The organism is Roseovarius sp. (assembly GCF_040223625.1).
Taxonomy (GTDB): domain Bacteria; phylum Pseudomonadota; class Alphaproteobacteria; order Rhodobacterales; family Rhodobacteraceae; genus Roseovarius.
The window spans coordinates 1-15,573 of record NZ_JAVKFX010000013.1 but is presented as its reverse complement, the minus strand read 5'-3'; the positions used below and the strand labels follow the sequence as shown (position 1 = coordinate 15,573).

13 protein-coding genes are annotated in these 15,573 nt (G+C 61.1%); 7 read left to right on the top strand and 6 right to left on the bottom strand.

The annotated features are described in order from the left end of the window. Positions 1-152: 152 nt before the first annotated feature. Genes RLN94_RS03710 through RLN94_RS03695 form a run of 4 tightly spaced genes read left to right on the top strand, consistent with a single transcriptional unit; the run spans position 153 to position 3,798 of the window. Positions 153-1,127 (top strand): TRAP transporter substrate-binding protein, encoded by a 975-nt coding sequence (locus RLN94_RS03710; protein ID WP_350132063.1) that lies wholly within the window; start codon positions 153-155, stop codon positions 1,125-1,127. Between the two features lie 58 nt (positions 1,128-1,185). Further along, positions 1,186-1,701, top strand: coding sequence for a TRAP transporter small permease (locus tag RLN94_RS03705; RefSeq protein ID WP_350132061.1), 516 nt, complete (start codon positions 1,186-1,188; stop codon positions 1,699-1,701). After that, the gene (locus RLN94_RS03700; RefSeq protein ID WP_350132058.1) at positions 1,702-2,979 is read left to right on the top strand and encodes a TRAP transporter large permease; all 1,278 of its coding nucleotides are present in this window, start codon (positions 1,702-1,704) and stop codon (positions 2,977-2,979) included. It begins immediately after the preceding gene. 12 nt (positions 2,980-2,991) lie between these two features. Then, positions 2,992-3,798, top strand: coding sequence for an NAD-dependent epimerase/dehydratase family protein (locus RLN94_RS03695; RefSeq protein WP_350132055.1), 807 nt, complete (start codon positions 2,992-2,994; stop codon positions 3,796-3,798). A 265-nt stretch (positions 3,799-4,063) separates the two neighbouring features. Here the strand turns inward: RLN94_RS03695 and RLN94_RS03690 are convergent, their stop codons facing one another. Both RLN94_RS03690 and secD read right to left on the bottom strand, forming a co-directional pair. Then, positions 4,064-5,146, bottom strand: a complete 1,083-nt coding sequence (locus RLN94_RS03690; protein ID WP_350158482.1) for a hypothetical protein — start codon at positions 5,144-5,146, stop codon at positions 4,064-4,066. Positions 5,147-5,590: 444 nt separating this feature from the next. Next, on the bottom strand, positions 5,591-8,110 hold the full coding sequence (secD, locus tag RLN94_RS03685; RefSeq protein ID WP_350132567.1) for a protein translocase subunit SecD: 2,520 nt from the start codon (positions 8,108-8,110) through the stop codon (positions 5,591-5,593). A gap of 311 nt (positions 8,111-8,421) precedes the next feature. On the opposite strand from secD, the gene RLN94_RS03680 reads away from it, so the two are divergent. Both RLN94_RS03680 and RLN94_RS03675 read left to right on the top strand, forming a co-directional pair. Then, positions 8,422-9,420 (top strand): TerC family protein, encoded by a 999-nt coding sequence (locus RLN94_RS03680; protein WP_350132049.1) that lies wholly within the window; start codon positions 8,422-8,424, stop codon positions 9,418-9,420. Positions 9,421-9,425: 5 nt separating this feature from the next. Then, complete coding sequence (locus tag RLN94_RS03675) at positions 9,426-10,052, top strand: exopolysaccharide biosynthesis protein (RefSeq protein ID WP_350132046.1); 627 nt, start codon at positions 9,426-9,428, stop codon at positions 10,050-10,052. A gap of 190 nt (positions 10,053-10,242) precedes the next feature. Here RLN94_RS03675 and RLN94_RS03670 read toward each other — a convergent pair whose 3' ends face one another. The 4 genes from RLN94_RS03670 to RLN94_RS03655 all read right to left on the bottom strand — a co-directional run bounded on the left by RLN94_RS03670 (position 10,243) and on the right by RLN94_RS03655 (position 14,235). Further along, positions 10,243-10,368 (bottom strand): hypothetical protein, encoded by a 126-nt coding sequence (locus tag RLN94_RS03670; RefSeq protein ID WP_350132043.1) that lies wholly within the window; start codon positions 10,366-10,368, stop codon positions 10,243-10,245. 184 nt (positions 10,369-10,552) lie between these two features. Next, on the bottom strand, positions 10,553-11,716 hold the full coding sequence (locus RLN94_RS03665) for a hypothetical protein (protein ID WP_350132040.1): 1,164 nt from the start codon (positions 11,714-11,716) through the stop codon (positions 10,553-10,555). Positions 11,717-11,891: 175 nt separating this feature from the next. Continuing rightward, positions 11,892-12,527, bottom strand: a complete 636-nt coding sequence (locus RLN94_RS03660; RefSeq protein WP_350132037.1) for a LuxR C-terminal-related transcriptional regulator — start codon at positions 12,525-12,527, stop codon at positions 11,892-11,894. Between the two features lie 211 nt (positions 12,528-12,738). After that, positions 12,739-14,235: an ATP-binding response regulator gene (locus tag RLN94_RS03655; RefSeq protein ID WP_350132034.1), complete on the bottom strand. Its 1,497-nt coding sequence runs from the start codon at positions 14,233-14,235 to the stop codon at positions 12,739-12,741. A 564-nt stretch (positions 14,236-14,799) separates the two neighbouring features. Between RLN94_RS03655 and RLN94_RS03650 the strand changes: the two genes are divergently transcribed. Then, positions 14,800-15,573: BapA/Bap/LapF family prefix-like domain-containing protein (locus RLN94_RS03650; RefSeq protein ID WP_502949477.1), on the top strand; the 774-nt coding region annotated here is incomplete at its 3' end.

The window sequence follows — 15,573 nt, the reverse complement described above, 5'->3', positions numbered from 1 at the left end:
GCCATGATCCTTCCCGTCAGTGACCATAAGCTGAATTTCGGACAATTTGTCAAATATTCGCCAGATGCATCTTATGTGTTGACAATTTGTATGATGATTCTTCATACCTCCGGTGCCGGCGGCCAATCCGCCTGACCAAATGGGAGGAGAAAATGACATTCACCCGGATCGCCCTGAGCGGCGCCATCGCAGCCCTGACCGCTGTTCCTGCCTTTGCCGAGTCCTGGCGCGGCTGGAACATCCACCCCGAAGATTACCCCAACTCCATCGCCCTTGAGAGCTTTGCGAAGGAAGTGGCCGAAAAAACCGATGGCAGGGTCGAGCCGCAGGTCTATCACAACGGGGTTCTGGGCGATCAGCCGGACGCCATCGAACAGGTCCGCAACGGTGGGCTGGATTTCGCCAACTTCAACATGGGCCCCATGGGTCAGATCGTGTCGGCAACAAACGTCCTGTCGCTGCCCTTCATCTTCAAGGACGTCGATCACATGCATGTCGTTATGGACGGCGAAATCGGCGAGCGGTTCTCGGACGCGCTGGCCGAAGAGGGGCTGGTTGCGCTGTCCTGGTTCGACAGCGGATCGCGGTCCTTCTACAATACCAAGCAGGCAATCGAGACCCCCGAAGACGTCGAGGGCATGAAGTTCCGCGTCATGAACAACGACCTCTATGTTCAGATGGTCGACATGCTTGGCGGCAACGCCACCCCCATGGCCTATGGCGAAGTCTACCAGTCCCTGAAGACAGGCGTGATCGACGGTGCGGAGAACAATTATCCCTCCTACGACAGCTCGAACGACTACGAAGTGGCGAAGTACTATTCGATTACCAACCACCTGATCATCCCCGAATGTCTCTGCGTGTCGACCGCGACTTGGGACAGCCTGTCGGAAGAGGACAAGGCCATCGTGAAGGAGGCCGCCGTCAACGCCGCGCAGGAACAGCGCGAGCTTTGGGCCGAGCGCGAGTTGAAAAGCCGCGAAAAGGTCGAAGCGGCCGGTGTGAAGATCAACGAGGTCAAGGATCCCGCAGCGTTCCAGGACGCCATGGGGCCAGTCTACGAAGGCTTCATCGAGGCCAACCCGGACCTGGAAGATCTGATCAAGGACATCCAGTCCAGCAGCTGACGTCAGCCATCGTACCCCGGCCGGATCGCGGCCGGGGTATTCATGTTCGGAGCCCCGGATGATTTCTGACACATCACCTGACCAACGCGACCCGATCTTCCGGTTTCTCGACCTGACCGCCCGGATCTGCATCACGATCGCGGGGATTCAACTGGTCACGCTGATCCTGATCTTCGGTTGGCTCGTCTTCGGGCGGTATATCCTGAACGATACCCCGACCTGGGTGGAGCAGGCCGCACTTCTTCTGGTCGTCTGGATCACCTTCCTCGGCGGCGCCGCCGGCGTCTGGAACAAGGCGCATCTGTCCATCAACTTTGTCCGTGAAATGTTGCCGCCGATCTTCCGAATCCCCCTGCGCTGGCTGGCCTTGATCGGCGTGCTGATCTTTGCCGTCTACCTGGCTTGGTACGGGTTTGAGTTGGCTGAGAAGACATGGCGGCGCCGCATCCCGATGCTGGCCATCGCGGAGGGCTGGCGCGCGGTGCCAATGGCGATCTGCGGTGTGCTGAGCGCGTCGTATTCCCTCTATCACCTCGCAATGCTGCTGCGTGGCCAAGACACAACGGAGCACTGAATGGGCCTGTTTATCCTTTTCGGCATCTTTGCCCTTGGCCTGATCTCGGGCATGCCGGTTGCCTTTGCCCTCGGCCTCGCCACGGTGGGAGGGTTCCTTTTCGAAGGCCTGCCGCTGTTCATCGGATTTCAGAGGATCATGTCGGGCATCTCTGTCTTTTCCCTGCTGGCCATCCCGTTCTTCATTTTCGCCGGCGAACTGATGATGCAGGGGGGTATCGCGGCCCGCCTGGTACGGCTTGCGGCCTCGGTCGTGGGGAAATCGCGCGGCGGCTTGGGCGTGGTGAACGTCACCTCCTCCATGCTGTTCGGCGGTATCTCCGGATCCGCGGTTGCGGACACCTCGGCGCTCGGGTCGATCCTGATGCCTGTCATGAAGGAGAAGGGGTATGACGCGGATTATGCGGTCAATGTGACCGTCACATCCTCGGTCGCGGGGGTGGTCATTCCGCCGTCGCACAACATGATACTCTATGCGGTCGCGGCGGGGGGCGTGTCCGTATCGCAGCTGTTCCTGGCGGGGATCGTGCCGGGCATCCTGATGTGCCTGTGTCTTGGCGTCGTCGCCTGGTACATCGCCGTGCGCCGCGGCTATCCGTCCGAGGAGTTTCCCGGCTGGCACGCCCTTCTGATCAGTTTTGCTGCCGCGATCCCCGGTCTGATGACCGCGGTGATCATTGTCGGCGGCGTGCTGTCGGGAGTCATGACCGTGACGGAATCCGGTGCCTTCGGAGCAATCTGGGCGATCTTGGTAACCACTATCGTCTACCGGGAACTCAGCTGGCCCGGCTTCAAGCTGGCCGTCCGGTCGGCGGTGCGCACGACCGCACTCGTGATGATCCTCGTGGCTACCGCATCTTCCTTTGCCTACCTGCTCGCTCTGTACCGGGTGCCGGACAACCTCGCTGAATTCGTCACCTCGATCTCGTCGAACCCGATCGTGATCCTGCTGCTTCTGAACTTGACGCTGCTGGTTCTGGGCATGGTGATGGATATGGCCGCGCTGATCCTGATCTGCACGCCGATCTTCCTGCCGGTGGTCACGGGGCTCGGCATGGATCCGGCCCAGTTCGGCGTCATCATGATGATGAACCTCGGCCTTGGGCTCTGTACACCGCCTGTCGGGGCATGCCTCTTTGTCGGATGCGTGGTCGGCGGCATCCGGATCGAGCAGGCGGTGCGCACGATCTGGCCGTTCTACTGTGCGATCCTCTTCGCGCTGTTGCTGGTGACCTATGTACCGGCCTTCTCGATGACCCTTCCCAACCTGTTGAAGTAAGGAGCTGACGCTTTGAAACGACTGCTCATCACCGGCGCGGCCGGAAACCTTGGCCGGCTGGCGCGGGCGCGCCTGGGCCATATGGCCGACGTGCTGCGCCTGTCCGATATCGAGGATCTTGGGCCCGCCGGACCGGGCGAAGAGACCGTGACCTGCGATCTGGGGGACGAGGCCGCAGTGCATGATCTGGTCAGGGATTGCGACGGCATCCTGCATCTGGGCGGCGTCTCGGTCGAACGGCCGTGGAAGCAGATCCAGCGCGGCAATATCACCGGTGTCTACAACCTGTACGAGGCCGCACGCGCCCACGGGATGCCGCGCATCCTGTTTGCTTCGTCCAATCACGCCATCGGCTACTACCGTCAGGACGAGGTGATCGACACCACCGCCCCGCAGAAGCCCGATGGTCTGTACGGCGTCTCCAAATGTTTCGGAGAGGCGATGGCCTCGCTCTATCACTCCAAGTTTGGGCAGGAGACCGCGCTGATCCGCATCGGATCGTGCTTTGAAAAACCACGGGACCGGCGGATGCTGGCCACGTGGATGTCGCCCGATGATTTCGTCAGCTTGATCGAATGCGTGTTCCGTGTCCCCATGCTGGGATGCCCGATCATCTGGGGCGTGTCAGACAATGACGAAGGCTGGTGGAACACCGAAACCGCGCGGCTGATCGGCTGGCGGCCCAAGGACAATTCCGAAGACTTCCGCGCCGAAATCGAAGCCGCCGCTCCGTGTCCGCCAAGGAACGCCCCCGAAAGCGTCTACCAGGGCGGCAAATTCACTGCCGAACCGATCTACAAGAGCGGCGATGCCAAGTGACCGGAGCGGGAACGAAAGTGGGCCTAGTCGATCCAGGCCGATGGTGCTGTCGGACAAGATCCAACCCGTGTCACCATCCTGAGTGACAACGGGAACAGGACGTAGAGCATCCTCGCCAGGCGGATGGATTTTCAGGTAGGATCTTAACCGCTTAGACGGGTAATTTCTTGCCATCCGGGCGCGGCATGGACTGGATCAACTGCCCACAAGCCCGGGTGCCTCTGGCACCATGGCCAAGGCCTGCCTTGTCAAATGCGCGTCCGGTTCAGTCGACCGCCACTTTTCTCGCGAGGTCTTCGACCATCGCGGTCAGCGCCGCTATTTGGCGGTCGTGGTCAGCCTTCATCTGCGCGATCTGCGCCCCTTGCGCTGCGTTCTGCTGGTGCAGGTCTTCGATATAGATGTGCGCGTGCTCCAGCGCGTTCAGCATCCCGCCCATCTTTTCCGTCATGTTGAAGGGGGCGTTTGGCCCGGTTGGCCCCACATGTGGCAGATGGCCATCGGCCCACATTCGGGCCGCATAGTCTTTCGCGGGGATGATCTGCCGCTCGGTGAACACCCGGTCGCAACCGGCATCACAGGCCGGGCCGTGGGTGGTCAGCGTGCCCGCGAGGATCATGTTGCCGCTGGCATCTAGCGACATTTCCTGGTTGTCGCCGTCGACGATGTTGTAGCGCAGCTGCCCGGTGCCCAGCGGCCCCTCGGTAAAGACCACGTCGACCGAATCGTTGGTAGCCGCCCCGGTTGCCGTGATCCGGAAGAAACTGAAACTGGCGCTGTCCACGACATGCAGCGGCGCAGCGGGGTTGCTGGTGCCCACGCCGACATTGCCGGTATCCTCGATCCAGAACGCGCCGTTCGGCGCGTTGTTTTCCACGAAGAACGGGAAGGAGGTGGCATTGCGCTCGTAAAAGCCGATGCCGGTATTGCCGACGGAGACTTCCCAGTCGGCGCCGGAAATGGTTTCCTCCAGTCGGATCTTTGCGGTGTCGTTGGAGACCACATGCAGATCGGCCAGGGGCAATTCGGTTCCGAGGCTCACCCGGCCGGTATCGTCCAGAACCATCGTCGAGGTCGGCGCGCCGGACTTGATCGTCAGGATTTCGGCGCCGGTTCCGAGGTCGACGAACATTAGCTGATCCTCGCCACTGGTAAACCTGTCATTGGCCTGGATCGCCCAGTCGACTGTGGGAAAGCCCGAGCTGGATGATGTATCTTCAAACACGAGACGTGTGCTGTTCGCCTTGATTTCCAATTGGTTGAAATTGCCATTGAAGCTTTCGCTGACGTCGCAATCCAGCCCGACGCACAGGTTGTTGCGGATGCTGGGATTGGTGTTCGACAGCACTTCGGCCCCGGCAGGCGCGGCAAGCACGATAAGGCAGGACAGGAGCAGGGAAGTGTTACGTGACATCTGTAGGGCCTTTCTCTGGTTCGGTTGCGGGTCAGGCGGGGCATTAGTGCCCGCGGATTGGTGTGCTCTTGGCGGACATTCCTCAGGTGGCTGCGTTCTGACGATAGAATCGACCGATTATGCCATTTGAACAAGCATTTTCGAAGCGAAAGGAGCCCGCGGACACGCCAACGGCCGGAACACAGCAGATCGGACGGTTCAAGCGCACCAGGCATAACCGGCGTGGCAGCCAGGGCGAGGGCGCGCCGTTGCGGTGCAACGATCGCGACACTTGGCGAGAGTAGTGGCGCCGTTCAATTTGAAGTTGGGCCATGAGTGGCGGCGGCACTCCGCGCTGAACGAGATGTGGATCGAGGAGTATGCTGAGGCAAATTGTGGTCAGGTCGGGAAGCGTTCTGCGGCCGACGCTGTCGCGCCGGTGGATTTGCGCGACCGCCAATCGCCGAGGAAGAGCAGGATGGGCGCTGCGATGAAAACGGACGAGCCGGCAGCTATGACGATGCCGAAGACCATGGGGATCGCGAAGCTCTGCACTGCCGTACCGCCCCAGATCGCCATCGGCAGCATCGCAACAAGTGCCGTGACGGAGGTATAGAGCGACCGCGCAAGGGTCTGGTTGATCGAAAGATCGATCAGTTCGCGGAGCGGCATGGTCGGGTAGAGATCGATATTCTCACGCATCCGGTCGTAAACCACCACCTTGTCGTTGACCGAATAGCCGATGAGCGTCAGCAGCGCCGCGATGGCGGTGAGCCCGAAGTCGAGCCCCGTCAGGGCAAAGAAACCGACAGTTTTCGTGATGTCGAGGACCAGCGTCGCGATGGCGCCCACGGCGAAGGGCCAGTCGAACCGCGCCCAGATGTAGATCAGCATCGCGACGCTCGCGGCGCCCACCGCCAGGATGCCGGCGACGGCAAGCTCGGCGCTCACCCGTGGGCCGACGATCTCGACGCGCTCGAAACTGGCGTCCGGCGCTTCGGCAGTGACCGCAGCGCGCACCATGTCGGCGGCACGGGTCTGTGCAGCTTCACCGCCCGGCTGTTCTTCGACCCGGATCAGCAGGCTTCGGTCGCCGTCGGATTGCTGAAGCGACACGTCGCCGAGGTCCAAGGCCTCGACCGAGGTTCGGATGCTCGCCATGTCGGGTGCAGTGCTGAAATGCGCCTCGACCAGAGTGCCGCCACGAAAATCGACGCCGTAATTGAGGCCAGGGGCAACGAAGAGGACGAGCGAGGCGATCGAGAGGAGGGCCGAAAGGCCCAGCCCCGCGAAGCGCAACCGCATGAAGCGGAACGCAGGCGTCGTTTTAGAGCGCAGGAACCCGAGCGGCGCCTTGATATCGAAGGTCTTCGGCTTGCGGATGCGCAGGTAGATGTCCATGGCTGAGCGCACCACCGTGACGGCGGTGAAGAGCGATATCAGAATGCCAAGGCCCATTGTCACCGCAAAGCCCTGGACCGGTCCCGAGCCGAGCCAGAAGAGCAGTGCCGTTGCAATGAGCGTGGTCAGGTTCGAGTCGAGAATAGCGCGGTAGGCACGGTCGAAACCGGCCTGAACGGCCGAGGCCGCGCGCTTGCCGCGGGCGGTCTCCTCGCGGATGCGTTCGTTGACGAGGACGTTCGCATCCACGGCAAGGCCCATGCCGAGGATCAGGCCCGCGATGCCCGGCAGGGTCAGCGTGGCGCCCAAAACAGTCAGCGCGGCGATCGTCAGGACGACGTTCAGGAGCAGCGCGCCGGTGGCAACGACACCCCAACCGCCATAGATCAGGATCAAGACCGTCGCGACGAGGCCAAAGCCGGCCAGCCCCGTCCAGAGCCCATCCGCGATTGCATCGGTGCCCAGGTCGGCACCGACGGTACGTTCCTCGATGACTTCCAGCGGCACGGGAAGCGCGCCCGCCCGCAGCAGCGCCGATAGCGTCGTCGTTTCCTCGACCGAGAAGTCGCCGCTGATTTCCCCCGACCCGCCAAGGATCGGTTCACGAATGACGGGTGCGCTCAGCACCTCGCCGTCAAGCACGATGGCGAAAGGCTTGCCGACGAGCGCTTGGGTCAATTCTCCGAAAACGACGGCTCCCTGGGTGTCGAAGCGGAAATGCACCACTGGTGCGCCGGTCTCGGGATTGAACGCCGCGGAGGCATCGGCAAGCCGCTTTCCGTCCAGTGCGGGTTGCGCCTCGACCACGACAGAACCTGAGCCATCGGCCATCGACAGCCGGAGGGCATCGGCCCCGAGCGGGGCCCCATCGCCCGGATCAGGCGCCAATCGATGGAACGTCAATTGCGCCGTGCTGCCGAGCAGCGCACGCAAGGCGGATGGATCGCTCACGCCCGGCATCTGTACCAGGATGCGGTCCGTTCCAAGTCGCTGGATCGAGGGTTCCGCTACGCCAGCCTCGTCCACGCGCTTGCGCACGACCTCGATGCTCTGGGCCATGGCATCCGCTTGCGCGGCCTCCAGCGCCGCATCGCGCAGCGTTAGGCGCAGCATGCCAGCCTCAGTCTCGACAATCGTGAACGCGGGCTCCGAAGCGCCGAGCGTGCCGTGTCGGAAGGTGGGGATTGCGCCCTCGACCGTGGAACTGAGCGCGGATAACGGCCTACCCTCCTCGCGCGGGCCGATCACCAATTCCCGGCCCTCGATCGCCAATCGGGCCGCAAGGCCGTCGGTTTCAAGCGCCTCGCCAATCTCGGCGCGCGCATCGGCCAGCATTTCATCGGCGAGAGCCGCTTCGTCGGCCCTGAGCGTCAGCGATGCGCCGCCGCGCAGGTCGAGCCCGAGTGAAACAGGGCGGTCTGGTAGCCAGTCGGAAAGCGTGCGAGCGGTCCCGCGCGGTAGGAAGCTCGGAAGGGCGATCGCCAACCCGATCAGGATGACGATCATGTAAGCGACCAACCGCCAGACTGGTATCTTCAAGATAAATCCTCAGGCGCCCCGAATGGCCGGCGCGTAACGACCGTCCGTCGAAGGATGCAAGACGCGGGCGCAAAAGGGCGGCCGTGGATGGTCTGCGGCGGGCCCGGCAGAAATCTGTACTGCCGATCTGCCGTTCAATAGATCGCTGAAAAAATATTGTTTCGGCAGAGGGCTTGTCCGAATTACGACCAATCCCATTTGACGTGGGCTCGGGTTCCGATCTTGCGCCGACCCAAAAGGGTTGCCGTCTCTGACCGCCTCTGCGAGCGGGTCAATTCTGGAGCTTGACCTTGGATCTGCTGACGCTCGACTTTCTCGGGAAACCGCTTTGGAGCTGGGCCCTGTTCCTGACCCTCGTCGTCGCGCTCCTGGTCTTCGATCTTGGCGTGCTGCATCGGAAAGACCACGAGATCGGTGTGCGTGAAAGCCTGGCTCTGTCGGCCTTTTACGTAAGTATCGGCCTCCTGTTCTCACTCTGGATCTGGCAGGTCATGGGGGAGAGGGCCGCACTTCTTTACCTTACCGGGTTTGTCGTCGAGAAAAGCCTCGCGATGGACAACATCTTCGTCATCGCGATGATATTTGCCTATTTCGGGGTGCCGCGTGCCTATCAGCACAGGGTCCTTGTCTATGGCATTCTCGGCGTAATCATCCTGCGCGGCATCATGATCGGCGTCGGCGCGGCGGTGGTCGAGCGGTTCGAGTGGGTTCTCCTGATCTTCGCAGCGTTCCTGATCTTCACCGGTGTCAAGATGCTGCGCGACGGGGACACGGAGTATGACGTGGCCCAAAACCCGATCCTTCGCGTCATGCGGCGTCGGTTCAACGTGACCGCCGGGCTGTTCGGCGGACGGTTCTTCGTGCGGCAGCCAATTGGTGCCACGGGGACCAGCGCGCTCTTTGTCACGCCGCTCTTTCTGGCGCTGGTCATGGTCGAACTGGCTGACGTGATCTTCGCAGTCGACTCGATTCCCGCCATCTTTGCGATCACGACGGATCCCTACATTGTCTACACCTCGAACATTTTCGCCATTCTCGGCCTGCGGGCGCTCTACTTTGCGCTGTCGGCCATGATGCACCGCTTCGTCTACCTGAAAACCGCCGTATCGCTGGTTCTGGTCCTGATCGGCGCCAAGGTGATCGGAGCGGAGCTTCTGGGGATCGAGAAGCTGCCTGCCGTGATTTCCCTCGGTGTTACCGCGACGCTGTTGATCGGTGGCATCGCACTGTCGCTTTGGAAAACCCGCCAGCCAGAGCCCGCATCGGCCAAACCTGTGCAGTCAGAATGACTGGTATGGATGCCCCGACATCTCTTCTGAACCGCCGACCTGGCCGGAAGCTGTCCGAGGTGCTGCGAGACCTTTCGGCAGGAGAACGTGCACGGGTCTCGATTGGCGACATCGTCAGCGCCCTTCGCGACCGCAGCTTCGCACCGCTCATGGTGATCTTCGCGGCCCCGAACGTCTTTCTCTTCATCCCCGGCTCGTCGGTCTTCACCGCGGTGCCGCTGATGTTCCTTGCCGTGCAACTGGTCCTCGGACGACCGGACGTGTGGCTTCCGCGTTTCGTCGCCGACCGCGCCATCGAGCGCACGTCGTTCGAGCGGATCGTCGCGGTTTCCGTGCCATGTGTCGAACGCATCGAACGTCTCGCGCGCCCTCGCTGGTGGCCGAGCTCCTACCTGCTGGCCGAGCGCCTCATCGGCGTCGCGACCCTGATCCTTGCCGTGTTCCTCTTTCTTCCGATCCCCTTTGCCAATGGACTTCCGGCATTGTCGATCATCATGCTAGCGCTCGGCCTGAGCGAGCGCGACGGGTGCTGGTTCGCGGCAGGGCTGCTCCTTACCCTGTTCTCGGCCGCATTTGTCACCGGCATGGTCCTGCTTGGGGGTTTTGCGGTCCTGGAACTTCTGTTCAGATGACACGCGACGCGAGCTGGTGACGGCGCGTTTGAGGCGGCAGAACCGAGTGCCTCTCAGGGGAATTGATTCTCGGGTACTCGAAAGTACCAAAGCGATTGGGTCTGCTCATCCCGGCAGGGTAGGGGGTGGCGAAGTGCGCTCGCATGCGCATCCCTCCGACACTGCCGTGCCACGGGTTTCGCGGAACGCTTCAGGCGCTCGCGTTCATGGCTTGCAGTCGCTCTGACCAGCTGCGGTATTGCTTGATCTGGCGCAGGGCCGAGTTTCCTGTGATTGTACCTATGACAGCGGCGGCGAGGAAAATTTCAAGAACCATGGTGCGGCCTCCGATGGGTTATCTTTAGTCCGTTATACATACTAAGGTATGTATCACACATACTTACATCCAAAAACATGATTGCCGCCCCAATCCGGAACATCTGTGTCCGCGATCCGTAAACAATGACACAATTGCTTATCTCGCCGACGCGCACCATCGGGCCCGCCGCCAAACGACTGGTTCAGGCCGATCGCCAGTGTTTCATCGACTTGACCGCCCCGCCGACGTGAATCATGCCGGGAAGTCGGTACTCGCCGGGGAAATCGCCACCGTCGGGAAACCCGTAAACGCTGTCGTGCGTGCATAGGTCCGCCTTGACCATGGGCCACACCACGTCCATCAGAAACGCCTGATCGCCGAAGCGGTTATCGAAATAGTTCGTGGCCCTGCTCAGGCTCTCCCGCATGTTTGGCAGCACGCCTGCCACCCCGCCCCACATTCCTGCGAGAATGAGTTCCATGTGATATATATGGTCTCGCATGACGTGGAACCGTTTGCCGGACCTCAGCCATTCGTCCACGGCGAGGAATTCCTGTACGTTCAATCGGGAGTCCGCATCGCGACAGACGAAATAGTCGACGTTCGGATCGTCGGATGCCAGAAATCGCCACATCGGCCGGATCTTCTGAAACTCCGGCTCCTGCAGGAGAACGACCTGCGCCCCGTACTTCTGCAGTTCGGCGCGCGCATCCTCCGGGACGGTCTCGTCACAGTAAAACCGGGCCGTCCAACCCACGTAGATGTGCGGGGCAATCTGGGCGTTCACGATAGCCCCGGATACGTAGGTCGGATCGTCCCCCCACAGCGAAAAGGCAATGATGTTTCGTGTGGGCCGATCCGGGGCGAATGTCGGCCTCCGATCCTGCAGAGCGACATCCTTGAAGGGGGAGGCACCGAACCGTTCGAAGGCAATCCTGTCCTTGAGCCTGAGGTTGATCATGCCCTCTCGCGTTGCCTCGTCATACCGGCCCAAACGCCAGAGTGAAGTGACGAAGGCGTTGCGGGCTGCGGCGTCTTCCTTCAGCGCCAACGCCTTTTCGAGCGCTTCGACAGCCTCCTCGTAGCGCTCGTTCTGTTTCATCATGACGCCGTAGCTGCACCATCCGTCGAAGTGATCGGGCTTTTTTTGAAGGAACAGCTTGTACGCCGTGGCTGATTTCTCGATCTCCCCGGCGTGTTTCAACTGGATCGCCTGAAACAGCTTGGCGTCGCTGTCCGGTTGCAGCTGTCCCGCCATATCGTAGGCGACGGCCGCTTTCAGGTGCTCTTTCTCGGCGGCATATTTTCTGGCCCGCGATTTCAGAACGTCGAAGGTCAACCCCTTGATGTCGTCGCGGCTTGTCATCGCGGCCCCTGTGCGTGATCTCGTTGACGACAAGGAACATCAAATGGGCAAAACGCGCAAGATCATACCGTCGTAAGTCGGCCTGTGCTGCCGAAACGATGTCTCGGCTGCTACCAACGTGCGACCCGTCACAAGGCCCGGGTCACATGTCCCGCGCCAATGTATCATGGCAACCTCAGTACAGCCCAAGCTCTTTCGATCGAAGAACAGCCTGTGTCCGGTTCTTCGCTTCCAGCTTGGCGCAGATGGAACGGACATGCATTTTGATCGTCGGCTCGGCCAGCTTCAGGGCCTCGCCAATCTCGCGGTTCGACAGACCTTCGACGAGATGCGACAAGACCTCGGACTCTTTCCTGGACAGAAGCGCATTCGCGTCATCGAGCGCCTGTTCGCGGTCTATGGTGACTTCGCGAGGGATGTACTGCTCCCCCGCAGCCATGAAGCGGAGCGCATTGGCAAGGGTTCGCATGGGTGTTGTCTTCAGCACGATGCCGGCCGCGCCCGCGCTGACGATATCGTTTACATTCCTGCCCGAAGGGTTGCCGGTAATGATGGCGACCGGCTTGCCGTCATTCGCCTTGATCGCTTTTTCGAGGCCCAGAACCCCCTTCATGCCCGGCATGATGAAGTCGAGCAGCACGACATCGAAAGCGCCGTTCTGCTTAATCTCGTCCAGCGCGCCCGTCAGTGAAAGCGCGGTATGTATCTCGAAATCTCCGGTCTGAGCCAGAAACATCTCGATCATTTCGAGTATCATGTCATGGTCATCCGCAACGAGTATGCGGATCTTTCCATTCAGGGCGTTGTTCATTTTTCACACTTCACTTACCGGCTACATTCGACTGTTAACGAGCCGGCAATTTCCTTGGATGTGATCTAAGTCAAGTGACGGGGATGAACCTTAACACACTATGTCGGACAAAGTTCCACTGCCTACACTGTACTGGTCCCAGCACGGTGCGGCCAAGTGTCACGCTTTGTTCTTCCGCGCGCACACCGACCATAATGATATTAACGGATCGTTAACGCAACTCCTCTTTCGTGTGAGTTATTTCCTCTTTCAACAAGGCGAGTGCCGCCGAGAAGGCCGCACTGCCGGTTTCCCTGATTTTCGATATTGCCTGTACCACGCGTAGCGCAAAATCGACGCGGGCCAGCCCGGTCATCCCTGCCGAGCCGATGGCAGAGTGGATCAGGCACCGATCCGGCGGATGGTCGGTTGCTTGCGACAACTTCGAATGCAGCCGCTCGGCTTCGTCCAAAGCACGGCGCATCATCGACGTGGCTGCTTGCGTCCCGAACTCCTCGCGCAGGTCGTCGGCAACTCGCGCGTTCAGCAGGTCGCGCGGTCCGGTGAAACCCTGGCTTGCACAAGCGCCGATGATTTCGCGCACACGCTCACGAAGCTTTTCCGGGCGAACCGGTTTCTGAATGATCGACGTCGTGCCGATCGCCTCGCATGCGAGCCGGCACTCTTCATCGGTATCGGCCGTCAGAGCCGCGATCCGACAGGGCGCCATGTTCCCCAAGCGGGCGAGTTCGATTGCAAGCGCAAAGCCATCCGTTTCCGGCATGTTGAGGTCGGCCAGAACAAGGTCATAGGCAACATCCGAGGTCCGCACGCATTCCAGGGCGGCGGCGCCGCTCGAGGCCGGGGTGACGAGCGCCACCCGGCCTGACAATGATTTCACGAACAGGTCGAGGTTCACCGGATTGTCGTCGACAACCAGGACCCGCGCGTTCATCATCGATGCGCCGGCATCTTGCCCGGGCTGCGAGCGGTCCTCGACTTCTTCGGCCTCGGCGATCGGCATCGAAAACGTGATGGTGAAACGTGACCCTACCCCGACCGTGCTTTCGACGTCGAGGGTTCCCCCCAGTGCCTTGACGGCCTCGCCGATCGCGTAGGTGCCGATGCCAAACCCTTTCGGCTTGGCGATGTCGGCCCGGCCGTTCCCATAAGGTTCGAACAAGTGCGCAAGCGCGTCCTGAGACATTCCCTGTCCGGTGTCCTCGACCGACAGCGTGATGGTGCTGTCCTGCCCGCCCGGGGCGGTATCGTCGTGCAGAACGACCCGAATTGTGCCGTTCGAGGTGAACTTGATGGCGTTGCTCAGCAGGTTCTGAACGATCGTGTCGATCAGGTCGATCCGGCCCATCACGGCTCTGTCGGGGGCTGTCACCTCGAGCGCAATATCATTCCCATTCCTGGCGGCCAGAGGGGTCATCCGGTCCGCAATCTCGGCCACGCGCGCGGCGATGCGGAATGCCGTCAGGGCGTCTCTTGTACTGTCATGCGCGGCACGCGTGGCGGTAAGAATGCCGTTCACCAATGTCAGCGCCCGCTCGGCGGCCTGTCCGATCCGCGTTGCCGACAGCGTGTCCATGCTGGACTCCTCGACCATCAGGTCGCTGATTGCCAGAATGGTCTGCAGCTCGTTTCGAATGTCATGAGCGGCAATCGCCCGCGAATGGGAGGTTTGGTCCGACCCCGTATCTTTCGTATGGTCGTGCGTCATACCAGTAGGTTCCTGCATCGTAACCATTTTATCAGACCGACATCTCGGATCGCCAAACAAGTCCTGCATTCTGATAGTCTAGCGGACCTTTCGGGAAGGGCCACCCTGTAAGCGGGGATTCGCTTTTGGGGTACGTGTCATAGGCAAATCGATCAGCATGGGAAGCCACTTTTTCGAGGATAGTTTTCGATTTGTGATCAGTGGCCTGTTTCCACGGGAAATGTTGCGAAGCCCCCCGAGGAACAACTCCCCCACAGTGGCATATATGTTTTATATATTTCAATGACTTAAATGTTTTTCCGCGGAAACCTGTCGGTTCCCCGATCTGTTTCGTTGACACAGGCGACCAAAAGTCGGCAATACATACTTAAGGCTGTATGCTCTCCACTAAAGTGATGCGTGGTAGCGAAAGACTGGAATTTCGGCGGTGTTGCCGAAAGGAAGATCGGGGGCAGTGCGAGGGAAAGGCCTGAAGACCGACGATTCACTTGGCTGGGTCCGGCCGGCAATGCCTGCCCCCGATCTCCTGCCGCAGAGAACAACATTCTGACGAGGTAACAACAGATGGCGAGACTTGTGTTGACGGCCGACAGGCCGAAGGAATTTAACCTTAGCCTGACCAGGGAAGAGGTGGAGAGGTTCGTTCGCGTTGGCGACGATCTGATCGTCAAGAAAGTCAATGGCGACGAGGTCGTCATTCGAGACTTCTTCGTTCAGGGCGCGGATGGCCAGAAAAGTACGGTTACCCTGATCGACGGGCCGTACAGTTTCGGCAACACGGCAGAAGGCGAGGGTACGCTGGCTGAAGACGGCGGCACATCCGATTCGGGCGCGGGTGCCATGTTCGGCGAAAACGACGAAGCCCTGGCAGCCGGCGCTGCAGCCCTGATCGGGGGCGGCCTGCTCCTGACGGGCGGCGGTGGCAGCAGTGGCGGAGGTGGAACGGGATTCCCTTTCCCGACCGATCCCACGGACCCGACCGATCCGACGGACCCGACCGATCCGACGGACCCGACCGATCCCACGGACCCGACCGATCCCACGGACCCGCCCGATCCCACGGACCCGACCGATCCCACGGACCCGACGGATCCTACGGACCCGACCGATCCGACGGACCCGACGGACCCGACCGATCCGACGGACCCGACCGATCCGACGGACCCGACTGATCCTACGGACCCGACCGATCCGACGGACCCGACCGATCCGACGGACCCGACCGATCCCACGGACCCGACTGATCCCACGGACCCGACCGATCCCACGGACCCGACCGATCCGACGGACCCGACCGATCCCACGGACCCGACCGATCCGACGGACCCGACTGATCCC